The organism is Streptomyces bambusae (genome assembly GCF_019400985.1).
Taxonomy (GTDB): domain Bacteria; phylum Actinomycetota; class Actinomycetes; order Streptomycetales; family Streptomycetaceae; genus Streptomyces; species Streptomyces bambusae_A.
Genome location: NZ_WTFF01000113.1, coordinates 1 through 21,572 on the forward strand (window position 1 = coordinate 1; position 21,572 = coordinate 21,572).

Consider the following 21,572-nt stretch of genomic DNA (forward strand, 5'->3'; position numbering starts at 1 on the left):
GCCCCGGCCGCCCCGCGCTCACCGGCTCCCGCCGCGCCCGCCGGACCGGCGCCACCGCCGACGTCCTGCGGGCCGGCATGGTCTGGCGCGACCCGGGCGGCTCGCTCTCGCTCGGCCTGGAGTTCGCCGCCGACATCGAGTTCTGGCGCGGCGAGCACGGCGGCCGCCTCGTCGCCCCCCGCCCCAACCGGGTCACCGACGAGGTGGCCGCGGACACCCCCCGCGTGGAGGTGCCCGTCTCGGCCCTGACCCCGTTCGCCGCCCGGCACACCCGCCGCACCCGCGCCGTCCGCACCCTCCAGCCGTACGCCGTCGCCCTGCCCGAGGACATACGCTTCCCCGTCGACGTCGTCTACACCTGGGTCGACGGCAACGACCCCGCCTGGCAGCAGCGCCGCCGCGCGTACGGCGACGGCGGCTACCACGAGGAGGCCGCCAACCCCGCCCGCTACATCAACCGCGACGAGCTGCGCTACTCGCTGCGCTCCCTGGAGCAGCACGCCCCCTGGGTGCGCCACGTCTACCTGGTGACCGACCGTCAGCGGCCCGACTGGCTCGACGACGGCCACCCCCGCCTCACCGTCGTCGACCACAGCGAGATATTCGACGACCCCGCCGCGCTGCCCACCTTCAACTCGCACGCCATCGAGAGCCGGCTGCACCACATCGACGGCCTCGCCGAACACTTCCTGTACTTCAACGACGACATGTTCCTCGGCAACCCCGTCACCCCGCAGGACTTCTTCCTCTCCAACGGGACGACCCGCGCCTTCCTCTCCCCGTCCCAGGTCCCGCACCACGCCCTGACCCCGGACGACCGGCCCGTGGACGCGGCCGGCAAGAACAACCGGCGGCTCATCGAGGAGACCTTCGGCCCGACCATCGTGCAGAAGATGCGGCACGCCCCGTACCCGCTGCGCCGCTCCCTCCTGCTGGAGCTGGAGCAGCGCTTCGCCGGGCCCCACCGGGCCACCGGCGCGAGCCGGTTCCGCAGCGCGACGGACATCTCCATCCCGTCCTCGCTCTACCACTACTACGCGTACCTCACCGGCCGGGCGGTGCCCTCCGACATCGAGTTCGCCTACCTCGCCCTGGACCGGCCGGAGATCGAACGCCGGATGGGCATCCTGCTCGCCCGCCGCGACCGGCAGGCGTTCTGCATCAACGACACCGTCTCCGACGGCCGGGACGCCGCGGCCCAGGCGCGCATGGTGCGCGACTTCCTCGACGCCTACTTCCCGGTGCCGGGGCCGTTCGAGCGGAAGGGGCCGCACACCCGATGAAGATCTCCTTCCTGATCAACAACATCTACGGCATCGGCGGCACCAACCGCACCGTCATCAACCTCGCCGAGGCGCTGTCCGCCGACCACGAGGTGGAGATCGTCTCCGTCTTCCGGCGCACCAACGCCGCCCCCCGCTTCGAGATCTCGCCGCAGGTCGCGGTGCGGCCCCTGGTGGACCTGCGGCCCGGACGGAACGGCGCGGACCGCGGCGATCCGCTGCTCGCCGAGCCGACCTCCGTGGTGCCCCGCCAGGAGGAGTTCCACGCCCAGTACAGCCAGTTGTCCGACCAGCGGATCATCGAGTACCTGGCGAAGACCGACGCCGATGTCGTCATCGGCACCCGGCCCAGCCTCAACCTCTTCGTCGCCCGGTACACCCGGGACTCGGCCCTGCGCGTGGCCCAGGAACACATGACCCACCTGGCCATCCCGCCCGCCGTACGGGCCGAGATGGCGCGGCTCTACCCCCGCCTCGACGCCGTCACCACCGTCACGGACGCCGACGCCCGCTCCTTCCTGGAGCACACCCCCGTCCCGCCCGGCCTGCCCGTCCTCGCCGTCCCCAACAGCGTTCCGGAACCGGTGGTACGGCCCGCCGGCCCCGACGCCGACCGCAAGATCATCGTCGCGGCCGGCCGGATGCACCGCGTCAAGCGCTACGACCTGCTGCTGCGCGCCTTCGCCCAGCTCGCCGCCGAGTTCCCCGACTGGCAGCTGCGTATCTACGGCGACGGCGGCGAGGCCGCCCGGCTGCGCACGCTCGTCCACGACCTCGGGGTGGCCGGACAGGTGCTGCTGATGGGCGGCTTCTCGCCGATCGAGTCCGAATGGGCCAAGGGCTCGATCGCCGCCGTCACCTCCAGCGCCGAGTCCTTCGGCATGACGCTCGTGGAAGCCATGCGTTGCGGCCTGCCGGTGGTCTCCACGGACTGCCCGGTCGGGCCCCGCGAGATCCTCCGGCACGGCGAGGACGGACTCCTCGTGGCCAACGGCGACGCGGACGCCGTCGCGGCCGGACTGCGCGCCCTCATGGCCGACCCGGCCCTGCGCGGCCGGATGGCCGCCGCCGCCCTGCGCAACTCCGCCCGCTACGACCCCGCGGTGATCGCCGCGCGCTACGTCGAGATCTTCGATGACGCCGCCCGCCGCCGGGCCGCCGGGGCCGGCCGCGGCTACCGCGCGCCCTCGGCCAAGCCGCTCGGCCGCGCACCCGGCACCAGCGCACCCCCGGCCACCCTGCGCACCGCCGTCTGCCACGTCACCGCGGTCGGCCACGCCCGGCTGCACCTCAGCCTCGACGGACCCGCCGACGGCCGGCACCGCTGGAGCTTCCTGCTGCGCGACCAGAGCCCGTCCGCCCGACGGCTGCCGGACCTGCCCCTGCACACCCGGCGCACCGACCGGGAGGCCGGCGGCACCCGCTACACCGCCGAAGTCGCCCCCGAGGCCCTGGCCGAACTGGGCGACGGCCGCTGGAAGGTGCTGGCCCGGTCCGCCAAGGGCGAGCTCGTGCACCTGCGGGCCGGCATCCGCGACACGCGCGCGCTGATCGACGCCCGCCACGCCCTGCTCACCGGCGGCACCCCGGGGCCCGTCCTGTGGAACCTGCCCTACGCGCAGCCCAACGGCAAGCTGATGCTGCGCACCGTCCACCGCGACGCGCACGCCGAGATCCGCGCCGTGCACGTCGACGACGACCGCATCACGCTGTCCGCCGTACTCCTCGGCGACCGCTACCTCCACCCGGGAGCCCGGCTCGTGCTGACCCGCCGCGGCCACCACCGGGCCGAACTCTCCGTCCCCGCCCAGCTCGGCCACGGTGGCCTGTTCCACGCCGAGGTCCCGGTCCTGCCGGCTGTCGAGGGGCGGCTGGAGCGGTGGGAGGACTGGGACTGGTGGGTGCAGCCCCATCCCTTCGAGAAGGGGCGGGTGCGTGTCTGCCACCTCTTCGAGGACTTCCCCGACGTCAAGGGCGCCTTCGCCTACCCGGCCGTGCCCGTGCGGGAATCCGCGGACCCGCGCTTCGTCCAGGTGTATCCGTCCAGGCCGGTACGCGTCCGGCCGTACTGCTCCGTATCCGGGGCCATGGCAGTGAATGTGGTGGACCGATGAACAACTCAGCCCGCTCGATCCTGAACGTCGTCGCGCACCAGGACGACGACCTGTACTTCATGAACCCCGACCTGGTCCGCTCCCTCCAGGACGGCGACCGGGTCACCACGGTGGTCCTCACCGCGGGGGAGGGCGACGGGATCAACATCGACACCGGCGACCCCGACCGGGCGGACGCCGAGCCGGACCACGCCGGCTACAGCGCCGCCCGCGGCTGCGGACTGCGCTCCGCCTACGCCCGGATGGCGACCGGCGACCGCGACTCCGCCTGGCGGCGCGAGACGAAGGACCTGGTGGCCGGGTTCGCCGTGGAGCGCTTCACCCTGATCGCCCGGCCGGCCGTCCAGCTGTACTTCTGCCAGCTCCACATGGGCGCCTTCCGCCCCGGCGGCGGCGACCGGACCCGGCTGTTCCAGCTCTGGGACGGCAGCCTGGACACCCAGGCCACGCTGCCCGTCCGCGGCTCGGCGCTGACCGAGGTGCAGCACGTCGACCGCGAGACGGTGATCGCGGGTCTGGCCGCGCTGCTCGCCGAGCTGCGGCCCACCACCGTACGCACCCTCGACCCCGACCCCGAGCACGACGGCGGCAAGGAGGGCTACGTCCCCTCCGACCACGTCGACCACACCACCACCGCCGAGTTCGCCGTCGCCGCCCTGCTGCGCCACCGCGAGACCGACGCCCCGGCCCCGGTCGTGGAGTACTACCGGGCCTACGCCAACCGGTTCTGGGGACAGAACCTGGACGCCCCGGAGCTGGCGGAGAAGGCCGACTACCTCGCCGTCTACGCCGGCCTGGGCAGCCAGGAGTGCCCCGAAGGGCTCTGCGAGCGCTGCGGCGACCGCCAGCTGGGCCCGAACCCCTACCGCAGCACGCACATGGTCAGCTGCGCCGCCCGCTACTCGCCCGCCACCGGCTGGCTCCGGCTGGGCCCCGGCGACCGGCTCCAGGCCTTCGCCGTCCTCGGGGGCCGGCCGGTGATGTGGTCGCAGGCCCGGCCGGGCTCCGACGAGTGGCACGGCCCCGTCCCCCTCGGCGAGGGCTGGCACGCCCCCTCCCTGGCGGTCGCGGGCACCCCGGGCGGCCCGGCCCACCTGGTCGCCCTGCGCCGGCAGGCCCCGGACGCCGAGGGACCCGCGCCGGAACTCGTGTACGCGGTACAGGACGCCGAGGCCGCCGCCGCTTACGCCGAGGCCGTCGCCGACGGCGGGCCGGCCCCGGACCGGGCGGGCTTCGGCGACTGGCGCCCGCTCGGCAACCCCGACGCGGACGAGGCCGACCCCCGGCGCCGGCGCGAGCTCGGCGTTCCGCTGGCCGCCCTCGACGGCGAGGGCCGCCTCCACGTCTTCGCACGCGACTTCGCCCAGGGCATCTCCCTGCGCCGGCAGGACACCGACGGCGTCTGGCGGCCCTGGGAGAGCATCGGCGGCGGCTTCGTCCAGGACGCCGGCGCGGCGCTCACCCGGCAGGACGGCACCGTCGAGCTGTACGTGCCGGGCAAGAAGACGGTGCTGCGCTGGTTCCAGGACGGCCCCGGCGGCAACTTCGAACGCGACACGACCCTCAAGACCGGCGTGGTCGCCACCGGCGGCATCGCCGCCGTCGACTCCGGCGACAACCGCACCTGCCTGTACTTCCGGGAGGCCGGCACCCAGCAGGTCATGGCCTACCGCCAGCACGACAACGGCCGCTGGCCCGGCGGCCCCGCGGGCGTCGGCGGGGCCGGGGGCACTGGCGCCGTGGCCGCGCTGTGGGCGGCCGGGCGCGGCGCCCGCGACGCCTTCCTGGCGCACCGCAGCTCCGGCGGCCGGCTCACCGTGTCCCTGCCGCACCCGGACAGGGCCGTCGGCGGGCCGCGCTGGCGGGAGAGCGGAGAATCGTTTGCCCATGCGCCGTCCCTCGCGTACGACGCCACCGGCGCCCTGGTCGCCGCCGTGATCGGCACCGACGGCCGGCTCCACGTCCGGCGCGCGCTGACCCCGGACGCGGGCAGCCCGTTCGGCCCGGACCTGGTCATATGAGGAAGCGTCTACTCGGTGCGGCGGTCGCCCTGGCCCTGGCGGCCGCCGCCGGCGCGGTGGGCCTCGTACGGCACGACGAGGCGGAGAAGCGCAAACAGGCCGCCCAGACGGTCAAGGTCGTGCACTGGAACATCTGCGGAGCCGCCCAGAACTGCGCCAACCGGGGCGCCACGCACGCCGGCACCTCGGTGGCCCGGCTCGCGGACGAGGCCCAGCGCCGCCGGCCCGACCTGCTGAGCGTCAACGAGATCTGCCGCGCCCAGTACGAGGAGCTGGACCTGCTGCTCGCCCTGAAGGGCTGGCGGATGGCGGGCGCGTACGCCCAGATGCACGACAACGTCCCCGCGTGCGGCGGCGACAGCTCCTACGGGCTGGCGGTCTTCTCGCGCGAGCCGCTGACCGGCCCCGTGCAGTTCCGCCCCTTCACGGTGACCGGGGACGAGGAGTACGAGGCCCAGGGCCGGATCGAGCAGGTGCGCCGCGGGATGCTGTGCGTGCCCACCTCGGCCCGCGGCCGGCAGCTGGCGCTGTGCGGGGCCCACTCCGGGACCGCGCCCGGGCAGCTCGCCGAGGTCCACCACTGGTTCGCCGACCGCGCGGCCTTCCCGCCGCAGCTGCCGGTGGTGTTCGCCGGCGACCTGAACCAGCAGCCCAACGAGGCGTCGTTGGCGGGCCTGTACGCGCACACCCGCGGGGAGAAGGACCTGGGGGAGCCGGACGGCCGCTTCATCGAGGCCGACGAGCGCGACCGGGACTGGTTCCGGCAGGGCGGGGCCGGCGGGGTCCGGTGCGACACCAAGGGCGTCTCACGCTGCCGCAACGGCGCCCCCACCACCGTCGACGACAGCCGGAAGATCGACTACGTCTTCGCCACCGAGGACCACTTCACCGCGCCGGACGGCCGCACGGCCCGCTTCCCGGAGTCCGACCACCTGCTGTACGAGGGCACGTTCCGGTTCCGCCAGTGAGCCCGGGCGGCGCTCCTCCTGCCGCCCCGCACGACGAAGGCCCGTACGACGAAGGCCCGTCCCGCACCGGGAAGTCCGGTGCGGGACGGGCCTTGCAGTGGCTGCCTGCCGGGTGGCGTTGGCGTTACGCCGGGACGCTCGCGACGCCCGGGGCGAGGAACTTCTTGCCGTTCACCCGCTCCGCGACGCCCTCACGGTCCAGGTACGGCGTGATGCCGCCCAGGTGGAAGGGCCAGCCGGCGCCCGTGATGAGGCAGAGGTCGATGTCCTGGGCCTCGGCCACGACACCCTCCTCCAGCATCAGGCCGATCTCCTGCGCGACCGCGTCCAGGACACGGTCCCGGACCTGCTCCTCGGTCAGGACCGAGTCGCCCTGCACCAGGAGGGCGGCGACCTCGGGGTCCAGCTCCGGCTTGCCGGAGTCGTAGACGTAGAAGCCGCGCTTGCCGGCCTCGACGACCCGCTTGAGGTTCGGGGAGACGGTGAAGCGCTCCGGGAAGGCGCGGTTCAGGGTCTCGGAGACGTGCAGGCCGATGGCCGGGCCGACCAGCTCCAGCAGCACCAGCGGGGACATCGGCAGGCCGAGCGGCTCGATGGCCTTCTCCGCCGTGACGACCGGGGTGCCCTCGTCGATGATGTTCTGGATCTCGCCCATGAAGCGGGTCAGGATGCGGTTCACGACGAACGCCGGGGCGTCCTTGGTGAGGACCGCGGTCTTCTTCAGCTTCTTGGCGACACCGAAGGCGGTGGCCAGCGAGGCGTCGTCGGTCTTCTCGCCGCGGACGATCTCCAGCAGCGGGAGGATCGCGACCGGGTTGAAGAAATGGAAGCCGACCACGCGCTCCGGGTGCTGGAGCTTGGAGGCCATCTCCGACACCGACAGCGAGGAGGTGTTGGTGGCGAGGATCGCGTGCGCCGGGGCGACCGCCTCGACCTCCGCGAACACCTTCTGCTTGACGGACATCTCCTCGAACACGGCCTCGATGATGAAGTCCGCGTCCGCGAAGCCCTCGGCCTTGTCCAGGACGCCGGTCACCAGGGCCTTGAGGCGGTTGGCCTTGTCCTGGTTGATGCGGCCCTTGCCGAGCAGCTTCTCGATCTCGGAGTGGACGTAGCCCACACCCTTGTCGACGCGCTCCTGGTCGATGTCGGTGAGGACCACCGGCACCTCCAGGCGGCGCAGGAACAGCAGCGCCAGCTGCGAGGCCATCAGGCCCGCGCCGACCACGCCGACCTTGGTGACCGGGCGCGCCAGGTTCTTGTCCGGGGCGCCGGCCGGGCGCTTGCCGCGCTTCTGGACCAGGTTGAAGGCGTAGATGCCCGAGCGCAGCTCGCCGCCCATGATGAGGTCCGCCAGCGCGGCGTCCTCGGCGTCGAAGCCGGCCTGGAGGTCGCCGCTCTTGGCGGCGGCGATGATGTCCAGGGCGCGGTAGGCGGCCGGGGCCGCGCCGTGCACCTTGGAGTCCGCGACGAAGCGGCCCTTGGCGACGGCCGCGTCCCAGGCGTCGCCGCGGTCGATCTCGGGGCGGACGACCTCGGTCTCGCCCTTGAGGACCTTGGCGGTCCACAGCAGGGACTGCTCCAGGAAGTCGGCGCCCTCGAAGATGGCGTCGGCGATGCCGAGCTCGAAGACCTGCTTGCCCTTGAGCTGGCGGTTCTGGTTGAGCGAGTTCTCGATGATCACCGAGACCGCGCGCTCGGCGCCGATCAGGTTCGGCAGGATGGCGCAGCCGCCCCAGCCGGGGACCAGGCCGAGGAAGACCTCGGGCAGCGAGAAGGCCGGGATGGCCTTGGAGACGGTGCGGTACGAGCAGTGCAGACCGACCTCGACACCGCCGCCCATGGCCGCGCCGTTGTAGTACGCGAAGGTGGGCACGGCCAGCGCGGACAGACGCTTGAAGACGTCGTGGCCGCCCTTGCCGATGGCCAGGGCCTCCTCGTGCTTCTTCAGCAGCTCGACGCCCTTGAGGTCGGCGCCGACGGCGAAGATGAACGGCTTGCCGGTCAGGCCGACGCCGACGATCGAGCCCTCGGCGGCCTCCTTCTCGACCTGGTCGATGGCGGCGTTGAGGTTCGCCAGCGACTGCGGGCCGAAGGTGGTCGGCTTGGTGTGGTCGAAGCCGTTGTCCAGCGTGATCAGCGCGAAGCGCCCCGCGCCGAACTGCAGGTCGAGGTGGCGGACGTGGGCCTGGGTGACGACCTCGTCCGGGAACAGTTCGGCCGCGCCCTTGAGAAGCTCAGCGGTGGTGCTCACTTGTCGCCTCCGGCGTCCTTGTGGTGCGGGTTCTCCCAGATGACCGTGGCGCCCATGCCGAAGCCGACGCACATGGTGGTCAGGCCGTAGCGGACCTCCGGCTGCTCCTCGAACTGGCGGGCCAGCTGCGTCATCAGGCGGACGCCGGAGGAGGCCAGCGGGTGGCCGAACGCGATGGCGCCGCCGTACTGGTTGACGCGGGCGTCGTCGTCGGCGATGCCGTAGTGCTCCAGGAAGGCGAGCACCTGGACCGCGAAGGCCTCGTTGATCTCGAACAGGCCGATGTCGGAGATCGACAGGCCGGCCTTGGCCAGGGCCTTCTCGGTGGCCGGGATCGGGCCGTAGCCCATGACCTCGGGCTCGACGCCGGCGAAGGCGTAGGAGACCAGGCGCATCTTGACCGGGAGGTTGTTCTCGCGGGCGAAGTCCTCGGAGGCGATCAGCGAGGCGGTGGCGCCGTCGTTGAGACCGGCCGCGTTGCCCGCGGTGACCCGGCCGTGCACGCGGAACGGCGTCTTCAGGCCGGAGAGGTTCTCCAGGGTCGTGCCCGGGCGCATCGGCTCGTCGGCGGTGACCAGACCCCAGCCGGTCTCACCCGCCTCCGGGTTGGTGCGGCGGACCGAGATCGGGACCAGGTCCTGCTGGATCTTGCCGTCCGCGTACGCCTTGGCGGCCTTCTCCTGCGAGCGCACGGCGTACTCGTCGGCGCGCTGCTTGGTGATGGCCGGGTAGCGGTCGTGCAGGTTCTCGGCGGTCATGCCCATGAACAGGGCGGACTCGTCGACCAGCTTCTCGGAGACGAAGCGCGGGTTCGGGTCGACGCCCTCGCCCATCGGGTGGCGGCCCATGTGCTCGACACCGCCGGCGATGGCGATGTCGTACGCGCCGAAGGCGACGCCGCCGGCGACCGCGGTCACGGCGGTCAGCGCGCCGGCGCACATGCGGTCGATGGAGTAGCCCGGGACGGACTGCGGCAGCCCGGCGAGGATGCCGGCGGTACGGCCGAGCGTCAGACCCTGGTCACCGATCTGCGTGGTGGCGGCGATCGCGACCTCGTCGATCTTCTGGGGGTCGAGGTCCGGGTTGCGGCGCAGCAGCTCCCGGATCGCCTTCACGACGAGGTCGTCGGCGCGGGTCTCGTGGTAGATGCCCTTCGGGCCCGCCTTGCCGAACGGGGTGCGGACGCCGTCGACGAAGACGACGTCCCTGACGGTACGAGGCACGATGGCTCTCCTCCAGGTGCGGGATGGCACTGCTGCGCGGCATGGCGCGTCAGTCTCCTGAGCGCTTGCTCACCGCCATGCTACTTGCGGGTAACTGTTGTGCACACCCCCCGCCCCCCAAGCGGCGAACGTCACACTGCGGCGCGGGCTCCGGCCTGGACTCCGGCCTGGACTCCGGCCTGGGCGGGAACCGCCGGAACCGGGCCGTCCGACATGGTCGCGGCCATCGGCGCCGAGGAGCCGACCACGTCCGACACGAAGGCGCGCCGCGACACCCCGGCCTCCCGCAGGGCGGCCCCGTGATCGGCCGCCACCAGCAGCGCCGCCGCGGCCACCATGGCCCGCCAGCCCGCGGTCGCGGCTCTCCGGGCGGGCCGGGGCAGCCCGGCGAGGCCCTCGTACAGGCGCCGGCAGTGGAACGGTACGTGCCGTTCCTCGTCGGCCAGGATCCGGGCCGCGACCTCGGAGGTCAGCGGGTCGGCGGAGCCGTCGCGCAGGGCCCGGTAGTACCGCAGGGCGACGACCTCCGCGACCATCAGCACCATCAGCTCGACCCGCAGCCCCAGCAGGCGCCGTACCCGGACGAACGCCGCATCGCTCCAGTGCCCGTCGAGGGTCCCGGCCCCGGCCGCCGACAGCAGCAGGGCCAGCAGGCGCGCGTGGTTCTGCTCCTCGGCGACGAACAGCCGCGCCGCGGCCGCGTAGACCGGGTCCCCCGCGCGGTCCGCCTTCGATATGAGGGCCGCGCCGTCGCCGCCCTCGCCCACCTGGAACGTCTGGATGCTGCGGACCAGCGCCGGGGACAGCCGCGCGCCGCGCGAGCGGTCCGGGTCGCCGAGGGCGGCGCGGCGCTCCCGCTCGGCCTCGAAGTGGCGCACCCAGGCGGCGTACGTGCCGTCGTGCTCGTGCTGGATCTCGTTCTGGGTGTCGTTCCGCGTCTCGTTCTGCGTCTCGCCCTCATTTTTGATCACGTTCAAGAAACTAGCCAGCGTTGAGCGTGTTCAGAAGAGCCGGAGCGTCATGATCGCGTAACGGAATGTCATGGTCGCGCAACAGCGGGGCGCGGCCCGCCGTGGAAGCGAAGGAGCCCCCGGCCGGTGGGCCGGGGGCTCCCTCGAAGGGCGGCGTGTCGCGTCGGGCGGTGACGCTCAGCCGGTGGCGGCCAAGGCCGTGACCAGGGCCGCGGTGACCCGTTCGATCTGCCAGGGGCGGGCGCCGTAGCCGGCCAGGGCCTCCTCGACCGACTCCGGCGAGACGCGGAACGGCGGCTCCCAGCACAGCCGCCGGACCGTGTCCGGCGTGAGCAGGTTCTCCTGGGGCAGCTTCAGCTGCTCCGCCAGCGCCGAGACCGCCGTCCGTGCCGCGGCCAGCCGTGCGGCGGCCGCCGGGTCCTTGTCCGCCCACGAGCGCGGCGGCGGGGGCCCGGACGGAGCCGCTCCGGGCTGCGGCAGCTCGCTCTCGGGCAGCGCCCGGGCCCGGTCCACCGCGGCCATCCACTGCTCCAGCTGGCGCCGGCTGCTCCGCTGCCCGAACCCGGGCAGGGCGGACAGCGCCTGCACGTTCGACGGCAGCGAGAGCGCGGCCTCGACGATCGCCGCGTCGCCGAGGACCTTGCCCGGCGACACGTCCCGCCGCTGGGCGATCCGGTCGCGGGTCTCCCACAGCTCGCGTACGACGGCCATCTGCCGGCGCCGGCGCACCTTGTGCATGCCCGACGTACGCCGCCAGGGGTCCTTGCGCGGCGGGGCGGGCGGCGCCGCGACGATGGCCTCGAACTCCTGCCGGGCCCACTCCAGCTTCCCCTGCCGGTCCAGCTCCTTCTCCAGCGCGTCGCGCAGGTCCACCAGGAGCTCCACGTCGAGCGCGGCGTAGCGCAGCCACGGCTCGGGCAGCGGGCGGGTGGACCAGTCGACGGCGGAGTGCCCCTTCTCCAGGGCGTAGCCGAGCACGTTCTCGACCATGGCGCCGAGCCCGACCCGCGGGAAGCCGGCGAGCCGGCCGGCCAGCTCCGTGTCGAACAGCGCGGTCGGCACCATGCCTATGTCGCGCAGGCAGGGCAGGTCCTGGGTGGCGGCGTGCAGGATCCACTCGGTGCCGGTCAGGGCCTCGCCCAGCGCGGACAGGTCCGGGCACCCGACCGGGTCGATCAGCGCGGAACCCGCGCCCTCACGGCGCAGCTGGACCAGGTAGGCGCGCTGCCCGTAGCGGTATCCGGAGGCGCGCTCGGCGTCCACGGCCACGGGGCCGGTGCCCGCGGCGAAGGCCGCGACCACCCGGGCGAGGGCATCGGCGTCGGTGACCACCGGCGGAATTCCCTCGCGGGGTTCGAGCAGGGGGATCGGTGGGATCGGCAGCCCGTCGGACGGAACATCGACATCGTCCGGGGGGCCGCCCCCGGTGGTGGTGCGCAGGTGTGCTGCGGTCTCTTGGGCGTCGGTCACCGCTCAAGGGTATCCGTGGATACGACGCGCCCGTCGCCGGAACGTTCCGTCGACGGGCGTGATCGCTTCGGACGGCCGGTCTTTCGGCCAGTCCGCCGGCCGGGCTCAGTGGATGATCCCCGTCCGCAGTGCCACGGCGACCATCCCGGCCCGGTCGCCGGTGCCCAGCTTGCGGGCGATCCGGGCGAGGTGGGACTTGACGGTCAGGGCGGACAGGCCCATCGAGACGCCGATGGCCTTGTTGGACTGGCCCTCCGCGACGAGGCGCAGGACCTCGACCTCGCGCCCGGAGAGCTCCCGGTAGCCGCCCGGGTGGCTCGGGGCACCCGGGGGGCGGCGGTGCATACGGGCGGCGGCGGCACCGATGGGGGCGGCGCCGGGCCGGCCGGGCAGCCCGATGTTGGTACGGGTGCCGGTGACGACGTAGCCCTTCACCCCGCCCGCGAGGGCGTTGCGGACCGCGCCGATGTCGTCGGCGGCGGACAGGGCCAGTCCGTTGGGCCAGCCCGCGGCACGGGTCTCGGACAGAAGGGTGAGACCGGAACCGTCGGGCAGGTGGACGTCGGCCACGCAGATGTCACGCGGGCTGCCGACGCGGGGGCGGGCCTCCGCGATGGACGACGCCTCGATCACGTCGCGCACCCCGAGCGCCCACAGGTGGCGGGTCACGGTGGAGCGGACGCGGGGGTCGGCCACGACGACCATGGCGGTCGGCTTGTTCGGGCGGTAGGCGACCAGGCTTGCAGGCTGCTCAAGAAGAACGGACACCAGGCCTCCTGGGGAGTGGCGGGACGTCCGGCTGGGGAAGGAGCCGGCGCGCACCGTGCGGATGGTCACTGACTCCTCCTTCGGCACGTCACCCGCCCGGCTTTAGGGAATGATCACGATTTGGTGAGTAACAATTCGGGCAATTCGGACGAGCGATCGATCGGCGAACGGTCGACGACCGATCAGGGGGCGATCAGAAGCCCCCACGCGCCGCCCTCTTCCGACAGCCCGTCACCGCACATCCCGTCGCGGCGCATCCCGTTGCGGCGCATCCCGTCGCGGCGCAGTCAGTCATCTCACGGGTGGCGCCGGTGCCGGTCCCGGCGGCCGCTGTTGCTCCGGTCCGGCGTCGCCCGGTCCGGGGCCTCAGGGGTGGTGCGGGCCGCGCCGCTGCGGCAGCGACACCACGCCGCCCTCCGCCGGCCCGGTCGGCGGCAGCCCCGCCACCTGGCACAGCAGCTCGCACCACGCCGTCAGATGGGCCGCCGTGTCCGGCACCCCGCCCACACCCTCGCGCGGGCTCCACGAGGCCCTGATCTCGATCTGGGTCGTCGGCCGCCGCTCGTGCAGCCCGCCGAAGTAGTGCGAGCCCGCCATCGTCACCGTGCCGCTCGGCTCCCCGTACGCCAGCCCGCGCGCCTCCAGCGCCCCCGTCAGCCACGACCAGCACACCTCCGGCAGCAGCGGGTCCGCGGCCATCTCCGGCTCCAGCTCCGCCCGCACCAGCGTGACCAGGCGGAACGTGCTCCGCCAGGCCTCGTGACCGGCCGGGTCGTGCAGCAGGATCAGCTTGCCGTCGGCGAGGTCCTCGTCCCCCTGGACCACCGTGGCCTCCAGCGCGTGGGCGTACGGGGCGAGCCGCTGGGGCGGTCTGGTCGGGTCGATCTCGATGCCCGGCCGCAGCCGGGCCTTGCCCAAGCCGTCGACCGCCCGCCGGAACGGGAGCGGGACGGAACTCTCCTTCGCGCTGTCCCTGCCGTCAGCGCCATCTGAAAATCGTCCCTGAGCCGCAGCCATGCCGGGAAGACTAGGCGGAACAAGGGCCCGTTCAGCGCAAGGACACCCGCCCTCAGGGGGCCACTTCTGCGTACGTGCGAAGATTTGGGGCGTGAGCGCCAACGACCGCCCGACGGGCCAGCCGAGCCAGACGTACGATTCCGCCTTCCTCAAGGCGTGCCGGCGCGAGCCCGTGCCGCACACCCCCGTGTGGTTCATGCGGCAGGCCGGGCGCTCCCTCCCCGAGTACCGCAAGGTCCGCGAGGGCACCGCGATGCTGGAGTCCTGCATGCGGCCCGACCTGGTCACCGAGATCACGCTGCAGCCCGTACGCCGCCACAACGTGGACGCGGCGATCTTCTTCTCCGACATCGTCGTCCCGCTCAAGGCCATCGGCGTCGACCTCGACATCAAGCCGGGCGTCGGCCCGGTCGTCGCCCAGCCGATCCGCCGCCGCGAGGACCTCGCACAGCTGCGCGACCTCACCCCCGAGGACGTCGCGTACGTCACCGAGGCGATCGGCATGCTCACGGGTGAACTCGGCGGCACGCCGTTGATCGGTTTCGCCGGCGCGCCTTTCACCCTCGCGAGCTACCTCGTCGAGGGCGGTCCGTCGCGCAACCACGAGCACACCAAGGCGCTCATGTACGGCGACCCGCAGCTGTGGGCCGACCTGCTCGACCGCCTGGCCGAGATCACCTCGGCCTTCCTCAAGGTCCAGATCGAGGCCGGGGCCTCGGCGGTGCAGCTCTTCGACTCCTGGGTGGGCGCCCTCGCCCCCGCCGACTACCGCCGCTCGGTCATGCCGGCCTCGGCGAAGGTCTTCGACTCCGTCGCCTCCTACGGCGTCCCGCGCATCCACTTCGGCGTGGGCACGGGCGAGCTGCTCGGCCTGATGGGCGAGGCCGGCGCGGACGTCGTCGGCGTGGACTGGCGCATCCCGCTCGACGAGGCGGCCCGCCGGGTCGGCCCCGGCAAGGCGCTCCAGGGCAACCTGGACCCGGCCGTCCTCTTCTCCACCGAGGAGGCGGTACGGGCCAAGACCGATGAGGTCCTGGCGGCTGCGGCGGGGCTGGAGGGCCACGTCTTCAACCTGGGCCATGGGGTCCTGCCGACCACCGATCCGGAGGCCCTGACCCGCCTGGTGGACTACGTCCACACGAAGACGCAGGGCTAGTGGCCTGCGCCAGTAGTTGAAACTGGAGCCGCTGCTGCCCAGGCGCTGGCCCTGCGCGCACGGATCGTGCTGGCGTGCGCGAGGCCGGAGGTGCCGCCGATCGTCGCGGTCGCCCGGGATCTGCGGGTGATTGCGGACATGGTCCGCAAGTAGCGCCGACGCTTCCTCGCCGACCGGCTGGACGGCCTGGTCGACGAGCCCAAGCCTGGCCGACCGCCCACCATCGACGTCGGCCAGGTGGAGGCGGTCGTGGTCACGACGCTGGAGGAACTCCCGAAGAACGCCACCCACTCGTCACGCAAGTCGATGGCGGACCGCAGCGGCCTGTCCAAGTCCACCGTCGGCCGGATCTGGCGGATTTCCAGCTCAAGCCGCACCCCGGCGGCGCAGGACACTAGCCGGGCCGGGGGATGCCCAGATCAAGCCTGGCCTGCTCGTGATAGGCGTTCATCAGAGCAGAAAAATCCCTCTCGGGCGGTGTCACGTGATCGCGGGCCGCCTCCAGCCCGACCCATACGGCGAGGTTGACCTCATGGGCACAGGCGATCGCTGCCGGCGACGCCAGCAGGACCAGGGTCTCGAAGAGCGCCGAGCGCCGCAGTTCCGCCTCCTCCATCGCGGCGAGGAACTCCTCACGAGACTCCGATCCTTCTCTCGCCCGCCAGGCTCGTTTCGAGAGGTCGGCTATCTCCTTCACGCAGGAGGCGTACTCGATGTATGTCGCGAGCTTTTTCTCATCCCAGCGCGTCGCCATGGCGCGACGGTGCCGAGCGCGCTCGGCCGTGGCCGTGGCCAGATACGAGGTCAAGGCACCGATGAGGACGCCGACGAGGGTAACTATCTGACTGATCATGGTGTCGAAAATATGCCCTGCCCGACGGGTCCGTGCCACGATTCGTGGGACAGGCGCAACGACCGGAGACGAGGCAGCCATCTGAGGTGGTTGCGCACGCACAGAACACACAGGGGGACGGGGTCGTGAGCTGGTACGTGCTGGTGGAAGCCAACAAGTCGTGGAGCGGCGACAACACGTGGGAGCTGGTGGAAAAGATCCCCATCGAAGGTGGAAGGGAAGCAGCCCTCGCCCGGGCCGAGGAGATGAGCCGGACCTATGCGCGGGGCGTTGACCGCGAGAAGATCGGCCGTCTCGTGTTCCGTACGTCCCCGACGAGCTGGCTCGTCGAGCAGACCCGGTCGGTCTGGTACGAAGGCTCAGGCCCCACCACGCTCTCCGAACACATGCGCATCTGCGTCGCCGAGTTGGTGCTCGCACGGGAGCCGGTCCCGGCCGATCCCCCCAAGAAGTTCTGGCAGCGCAGGTGACCGCACGCGGCTTGATCGAGTCGGTCAATGACACCCTCAAGGGCCGGCTCGGGCTTGAACAGTGCGGCGGCCGGACCTTCGAGGACGTCGCCGTCCGGGCCACAGAGCGCGTCCTCGCGCCGGCCCTGGCAATCTGACACAGCCGTAAGACCGTACAGCCGGTCCCGCGATCTCTGATTGGCCTACGACTGATCACATCGGAATGACTCGTCTGGGACGACGGGAGGCTACGGAGACGGAACTGTGCGACGTCATCGTGACGAGCATGGTCGCGCTCGCCACGATCAACCCGGAGGGCGAGAAACTGCTGGAGGAACGGATCCGCCACCTGGTGCAGAGGGTTCTGCCTGACGATCTCCCGTAGGTCCGGGCCACAGTCCCGGCCGACGCCGTCCCTCCCGCTGCCGGCGGGGCTACTCGCGGACCAGGTCGGCCCTGAGCGGGGGTTCAGGAGTCGGCCTTCCGGACGCGGCTCGCGCGGCCGGTGCAGGGGCCGGGCCTCTCTTCCGACTCCGGCCGGCGCCGTGCCGATAGCTGCTCGGCCGGTCGGGGCCTCTGCGGGCTGCCGGCCGTCGCGGGCCGGTCGCGCAGTTCCCCGCGCCCCTGGCGGGGCACATGCCCCCGCGGCCGAGCGTCCGGTCTCGCCCTGACGGAGCGGCGGGAACCTCAAATGTTGCTCTGAACGTCCCGGTTCGCGGTTGGCTCGGGTTCGGGCGGGCCATGACATCGGCACGGAGAACGTCGGAAGGGGGCGAGGGGGACATGGAGCCCATGGCACGCCTGGGGGTGGGGATCGGCTGGCGGCCGGAGATCGCGGACGCGGTCGAGCGCCTTCCGGGGCTCGACTGGGTCGAGGTGGTGGCCGAGAACATCTGCCCCGGCCATCTGCCCGAGTCGCTGCTGCGGCTGCGCGAGCGCGGGGTGGCCGTCGTACCGCACGGCGTCTCGCTGGGCCTGGGCGGTGCGGACCGCCCCGACCCGCAGAAGCTGGCCGCGCTCGCCGAGCGCGCGGTGGCGCTGGGGGCGCCGCTGGTGACCGAGCACATCGCCTTCGTCCGGACCGCCTCGCCGGTGCTGGAGGCCGGGCACCTGCTGCCCGTGCCGCGCACCTGGGACGCGCTGGACGTGCTGTGCGAGAACGTCCGGATCGCGCAGGACGCCCTGCCCGTGCCGCTCGCGCTGGAGAACATCGCGGCGCTGCTGAGCTGGCCGGACGAGGAACTGACGGAGGCGCAGTTCCTGACCGAGCTGGTCGGGCGTACGGGGGTGCGGCTGCTGATCGACGTGGCCAACCTGCACACGAACCGCGTCAACCGCGGCGAGGACCCGCTCGCGGTGCTCGACGCGCTGCCGCCGCAGTCGCTGGCGTACGTGCACGTGGCGGGCGGCGTCGAACGGGACGGCGTGTGGCACGACACCCACGCCCACCCGGTCCCGCCGCAGGTCCTCGGCATCCTGTCCGAGCTGCGGGCGCGGACGGACCCGCCGGGCGTGCTGCTGGAGCGGGACGACGACTTCCCGCCGGAGGCGGAGCTGGCCGGCGAACTCGACGCGATCAGGGGCGCCCTGGCCGCTGCCCCCGTGCCCTCCGGGCCCCCGGCGCGATCCGCGGCCGGGGCCGCACCGGGCGCCGCGGGGGCGGTGTCCGTCCCCGCCGGGGCCCGTGCGCGGCTGACGGTACGGCAGGCCGCGCTGCTGTCGGCGCTGGTGGCCGGGACGCCCGTGCCCGAGGGCTTCGACGGGCAGCGGGTACGGGTGCAGGCGCGCGCCCTGGTGGCGAAGCGGGCCGGGGTCGTCCGCAAGATGGCGCCCGAACTCCCGGAGATCCTGGGCGGGCTGCCGGCGTACCGGGCGGCGTTCCAGGAGTACGCCCGCAACCGGCCCATGACGGCCGGCTACCGCCGCGACGCCCTGGACTTCGCCGAGCACCTGCTGATCCAGGGCCTGCCGCGGGACGCGGCCGCCCGGCGCCGGCTGACGGCGTGGTGGCGGGAGCGGTCGGGCGCCCGGCCACCGGGCCTGGGTACCCAGCTGCTCGACCGGCTGCTCGACCGGCTCCACAACCTCCGGCGGCCGCGCAGCAGTGGCCGTAGCCGTTCGCGTACCGGTACCGGTTCTCTGTCTCGTGCCCATGCGCCGGCGCCGGACACCGCCGTGCAGGTCGAGCGCGCCGAGCGGGTCGGGTCCGCGGTCGGGAGGGCGGGAGCATGAGCGTCCTCGCCGTACTCGTCTGGTTCGCCGTCATCGGGTCGTCCGTCGCGCTGGGGCGCGGCGTGGTGCGGCAGCGGCCCGGGGCGCGTGTGGTCGCTCCCCGGCTGCACGACCTGTCCGAGGCCGCGTTCGTGGCCGGCGGGCCGGGGCGGGTCGTGGACACCGCGCTCGTCTCGCTGCTCGGGGACGGCCGGCTGGTGGTGGGCGGCCCCGGCATCGTCCGCATGCGTCCCGGGGCGAGGGCCGCCGACCCGGCCGAACAGGCCGTGCTGCACGCCTGCCACGCCGCGTCCTCCGGCGCCCTGCACATGGTCCGCTACGAGGCCATGTTGCACCCGGCCGTGCAGGAGATCGGCGACGGGCTGGCTGCCCGCTCCCTGATCGCGCCGCCCGGATCGGGGCGGCGGTGGCGGCGCTGGGGAGTGGCCCAGGCAGTGATCTGTGGTGTGATGATCCCGGTCTCGTTCATCCTCACGGTCGTGCAGTTCGCCGTGGACACGCAGGTCCACGGCGGCCCGATGCCGTTCGTGGTCCTGGTCATCCCCGTCCTGGCCGGCGGGACCTACGTGGGCGCCCTGTACGCCGCACGTGCACGCGGCCGGGCCACCCCGGCGGGCATGCGGGCCCTGCGCCGGGTCCGCAGGGTCCACCTGAACGACAGCACCCCGCACGTGCAGGTCGCGCTGTACGGGCTGCGGGGGCTCCAGGACCCGGTGCTGCGCGAGCAGTTGGTGCAGGCCGCGCGGTACACGCCCGGCGTGGCGGCCGCCTCCTCGCCGTCCCATACGCGTTCGCGTACGTCGTCCACGTCGTCCGGGGGCGGCACGGCCGACGACGGCGTCGAGTTCGTCCCCGTGGTGTGGTGCGCGTCCGTCGACGGCGGCGGGGCCGGCGGGTGCGGCAGCACCTCGGAGGGCGGTGCCGGCGGGTCCGGCGGCTCCGGAGGGTCCGGCGGGTGCGCGTCCGGATCGTCCTGCTCGGCCGGATCGGGGTCCAGCTGCTCCAGCTCCAGTTCATCGAGCTGGAGCAGTTCGTCGAGCTGCGGTTCGTCGTCGTCCGGGTCCAGCTGCGGGAGCAGCAGCAGTTCCTGAGCCGCCCGGGCGGCCGGCTCCTCGCCCACTCCTGGACCGACCCGTCTGCCGGCCCGTCGGCCGGTCGTACGCCGCATCCGGAGCCCGCGCCGGTGTCGCTGGACGGCAGGGGCGCGGCGACCCTCGGGTCGCCGCTGCCGCCTCCTGCCGTCTGAACTTCCGGGGCGGGGTCTCCGGCTGCGTCGTTTCGGGGGCTGGGCCTCCCGATCCACCGGAGAAGGTCAGTCCTCCGGTCCTTCCCCCCAGGGGAGGTATCAGGCGAGTCCGGCCACCAGATCGGCGACGGACTTGCGGCGTCCGGTGAAGAAGGGGACCTCTTCCCGGACGTGCATACGGGCCTCGGAGGCGCGCAGGTGGCGCATGAGGTCCACGATGCGGTAGAGCTCGTCGGCCTCGAAGGCCAGCAGCCACTCGTAGTCGCCGAGCGAGAAGGAGGCGACGGTGTTGGCGCGGACGTCGGGGTAGCCGCGGGCCATCTTGCCGTGGTCGGCGAGCATCCGGCGGCGGTCCTCGTCCGGCAGCAGGTACCAGTCGTACGAGCGCACGAAGGGGTACACGCTGACGTAGTCGCGGGCGACCTCGTCGGCCAGGAAGGCCGGGATGTGCGACTTGTTGAACTCGGCGGGGCGGTGCAGCGCCATGTTCGACCACACGGGCTCCAGGGCGCGGCCCAGCTTGGTGCGGCGGAACAGGTTGTACGCGCTCTGCAGCTCGTCCGCGGTCTCGGCGTGCCACCAGATCATGACGTCGGCGTCGGCGCGCAGGCCGGAGACGTCGTAGGTGCCGCGGACGGTGATGTCCTTGGCGGCCAGCTGGTCGAACAGCTCCTGCACCTCGTCGGCGTAGCCGGTGCGGTCCTCGGGGAGCACGTCCTTCAGCTTGAAGACGGACCACAGGGTGTAGCGAATGACCTCGTTGAGGTCCTTGGCCTTCTTCCCCGCATTGGGGATCTTCTCTGGTGCAGTCATGTGCCTATTGTCCCGTGTCCCGATCAGTGGTCCGTGCCAGGGGTCCCGGTCAGGGCCCCGGCGACCTCGTCGGCGGCGGCACGGGCGCTCGCGATGCACGCGGGGATGCCCACGCCGTCGTAGAGCGCACCGCACACCGCGAGGCCCGGTACGGCCGCGACGGCCGCCCGGATGCGGGCCACCCGCGCCAGGTGGCCGACCGGGTACTGGGGCAGTCCGCCGTCCCAGCGGGTGACGGTGGAGGCGACCGGGCGGGCGGCCAGGCCGACGGCGTCGCCGAGGTCGGCCAGGGACACCTGGACCAGGTCGGCGTCGTCGCGGGCGAGATCCCGCTCGTCGCCGTGCCGGCCCACGGAGGTGCGCAGCAGGAACAGCTCCGGGTCGGCCTCCCGGGCCCAGGCCCACTTGTTGCTGGAGAAGGTAGAGGCCTTGACCGTACGGCCGTCCACGGGCGGGACGAGGAAGCCGCTGGCGTCGCCCGAGGTGATCGCGGGGGGCAGGTCGGAGCGCCGGAAGGCCATGGTGACCAGGGCCATGGACGCGTACTCGACCCCGCGCAGCTCGGCGGCGGCCGCGGGGGCGAGGCCGTCGAGGAGCCGGGCGGCGGGTCCGGCGGGGGTGGCGAGGACCACGGCGTCGGCGTCGAGGACCTCGTCGCCGGCGGTGATCCGCCAGCCGTCGGGCGTGCGGCGGAGCTCGCGTACGGGGGTGCCGGTCAGGATGCGCGCCCCGGC

The 21,572-nt window shown here is 73.1% G+C and carries 18 protein-coding genes and 2 pseudogenes; 11 read left to right on the forward strand and 9 right to left on the reverse strand.

Annotation, left to right across the window (positions count from 1 at the left end; genetic code table 11):
• The 4 genes from GPJ59_RS17335 to GPJ59_RS17350 all read left to right on the forward strand — a co-directional run.
• Nucleotides 1-1,283, forward strand: a 1,283-nt coding sequence (locus GPJ59_RS17335; RefSeq protein WP_219668051.1) for a stealth family protein, incomplete at its 5' end; no start/stop codon positions are given.
• Complete coding sequence (locus GPJ59_RS17340; RefSeq protein WP_219668052.1) at nt 1,280-3,397, forward strand: glycosyltransferase family 4 protein; 2,118 nt, start codon at nt 1,280-1,282, stop codon at nt 3,395-3,397. The genes GPJ59_RS17335 and GPJ59_RS17340, both read left to right, overlap by 4 nt.
• The gene (locus GPJ59_RS17345) at nt 3,394-5,418 is read left to right on the forward strand and encodes a PIG-L family deacetylase (RefSeq protein ID WP_219668053.1); all 2,025 of its coding nucleotides are present in this window, start codon (nt 3,394-3,396) and stop codon (nt 5,416-5,418) included. Before GPJ59_RS17340 ends, GPJ59_RS17345 begins: the two co-directional genes overlap by 4 nt.
• A complete protein-coding gene (locus GPJ59_RS17350; protein WP_219668058.1) occupies nt 5,415-6,386 on the forward strand; it encodes an endonuclease/exonuclease/phosphatase family protein in 972 nt (323 codons plus the stop codon). The genes GPJ59_RS17345 and GPJ59_RS17350 overlap by 4 nt, the downstream gene beginning before the upstream one ends.
• Nucleotides 6,387-6,510: 124 nt before the next feature.
• On the opposite strand, the gene GPJ59_RS17355 is transcribed toward GPJ59_RS17350, so the two are convergent.
• The 6 genes from GPJ59_RS17355 to GPJ59_RS17380 form a co-directional block, all read right to left on the reverse strand.
• The gene (locus GPJ59_RS17355) at nt 6,511-8,640 is read right to left on the reverse strand and encodes a 3-hydroxyacyl-CoA dehydrogenase NAD-binding domain-containing protein (protein ID WP_219668060.1); all 2,130 of its coding nucleotides are present in this window, start codon (nt 8,638-8,640) and stop codon (nt 6,511-6,513) included.
• Nucleotides 8,637-9,863: a thiolase family protein gene (locus GPJ59_RS17360; RefSeq protein WP_219668061.1), complete on the reverse strand. Its 1,227-nt coding sequence runs from the start codon at nt 9,861-9,863 to the stop codon at nt 8,637-8,639. Before GPJ59_RS17360 ends, GPJ59_RS17355 begins: the two co-directional genes overlap by 4 nt.
• A gap of 131 nt (nt 9,864-9,994) precedes the next feature.
• On the reverse strand, nt 9,995-10,777 hold the full coding sequence (locus GPJ59_RS17365; protein WP_219668081.1) for a hypothetical protein: 783 nt from the start codon (nt 10,775-10,777) through the stop codon (nt 9,995-9,997).
• Nucleotides 10,778-11,011: 234 nt separating this feature from the next.
• Nucleotides 11,012-12,304 carry a ribonuclease D gene (locus GPJ59_RS17370; RefSeq protein ID WP_219668064.1) on the reverse strand — a complete coding sequence of 431 codons (1,293 nt, stop codon included), beginning with the start codon at nt 12,302-12,304 and terminating at the stop codon, nt 11,012-11,014.
• A 105-nt stretch (nt 12,305-12,409) separates the two neighbouring features.
• On the reverse strand, nt 12,410-13,072 hold the full coding sequence (locus GPJ59_RS17375) for a helix-turn-helix transcriptional regulator (RefSeq protein ID WP_219668082.1): 663 nt from the start codon (nt 13,070-13,072) through the stop codon (nt 12,410-12,412).
• Between the two features lie 366 nt (nt 13,073-13,438).
• Complete coding sequence (locus GPJ59_RS17380) at nt 13,439-14,089, reverse strand: DUF3000 domain-containing protein (RefSeq protein ID WP_219668066.1); 651 nt, start codon at nt 14,087-14,089, stop codon at nt 13,439-13,441.
• A 91-nt stretch (nt 14,090-14,180) separates the two neighbouring features.
• Here GPJ59_RS17380 and hemE point away from each other — a divergent pair, with 91 nt between their 5' ends.
• Together hemE and GPJ59_RS38900 are read left to right on the forward strand one after the other, a co-directional pair.
• The gene (gene hemE, locus GPJ59_RS17385) at nt 14,181-15,245 is read left to right on the forward strand and encodes a uroporphyrinogen decarboxylase (protein WP_219668067.1); all 1,065 of its coding nucleotides are present in this window, start codon (nt 14,181-14,183) and stop codon (nt 15,243-15,245) included.
• Between the two features lie 186 nt (nt 15,246-15,431).
• Nucleotides 15,432-15,539: pseudogene (locus GPJ59_RS38900) on the forward strand (hypothetical protein); the annotation flags it as partial.
• 100 nt (nt 15,540-15,639) lie between these two features.
• Here the strand turns inward: GPJ59_RS38900 and GPJ59_RS17390 are convergent.
• Nucleotides 15,640-16,098 carry a hypothetical protein gene (locus tag GPJ59_RS17390; RefSeq protein WP_219668069.1) on the reverse strand — a complete coding sequence of 153 codons (459 nt, stop codon included), beginning with the start codon at nt 16,096-16,098 and terminating at the stop codon, nt 15,640-15,642.
• Between the two features lie 125 nt (nt 16,099-16,223).
• Here GPJ59_RS17390 and GPJ59_RS17395 point away from each other — a divergent pair, with 125 nt between their 5' ends.
• The 5 genes and pseudogenes from GPJ59_RS17395 (at nt 16,224) to GPJ59_RS17415 (ending at nt 19,870) form a co-directional block, all read left to right on the forward strand.
• Nucleotides 16,224-16,568, forward strand: a complete 345-nt coding sequence (locus GPJ59_RS17395) for a hypothetical protein (protein ID WP_219668071.1) — start codon at nt 16,224-16,226, stop codon at nt 16,566-16,568.
• Nucleotides 16,568-16,705: pseudogene (locus tag GPJ59_RS17400) on the forward strand (IS982 family transposase); the annotation flags it as partial. The gene GPJ59_RS17395 and the pseudogene GPJ59_RS17400, both read left to right, overlap by 1 nt.
• Before the next feature lie 65 nt (nt 16,706-16,770).
• Nucleotides 16,771-16,932, forward strand: coding sequence for a hypothetical protein (locus tag GPJ59_RS17405; RefSeq protein WP_219668074.1), 162 nt, complete (start codon nt 16,771-16,773; stop codon nt 16,930-16,932).
• A gap of 398 nt (nt 16,933-17,330) precedes the next feature.
• Nucleotides 17,331-18,779 (forward strand): DUF692 domain-containing protein, encoded by a 1,449-nt coding sequence (locus tag GPJ59_RS17410; RefSeq protein WP_219668076.1) that lies wholly within the window; start codon nt 17,331-17,333, stop codon nt 18,777-18,779.
• Nucleotides 18,776-19,870, forward strand: coding sequence for a TIGR04222 domain-containing membrane protein (locus tag GPJ59_RS17415; RefSeq protein ID WP_219668077.1), 1,095 nt, complete (start codon nt 18,776-18,778; stop codon nt 19,868-19,870). Before GPJ59_RS17410 ends, GPJ59_RS17415 begins: the two co-directional genes overlap by 4 nt.
• A gap of 254 nt (nt 19,871-20,124) precedes the next feature.
• Here GPJ59_RS17415 and hemQ read toward each other — a convergent pair whose 3' ends face one another.
• Nucleotides 20,125-20,838, reverse strand: a complete 714-nt coding sequence (hemQ, locus tag GPJ59_RS17420) for a hydrogen peroxide-dependent heme synthase (RefSeq protein WP_219668078.1) — start codon at nt 20,836-20,838, stop codon at nt 20,125-20,127.
• Between the two features lie 23 nt (nt 20,839-20,861).
• On the reverse strand, nt 20,862-21,572 hold a 711-nt coding region (locus tag GPJ59_RS17425), incomplete at its 5' end, for a protoporphyrinogen/coproporphyrinogen oxidase (protein WP_219668080.1).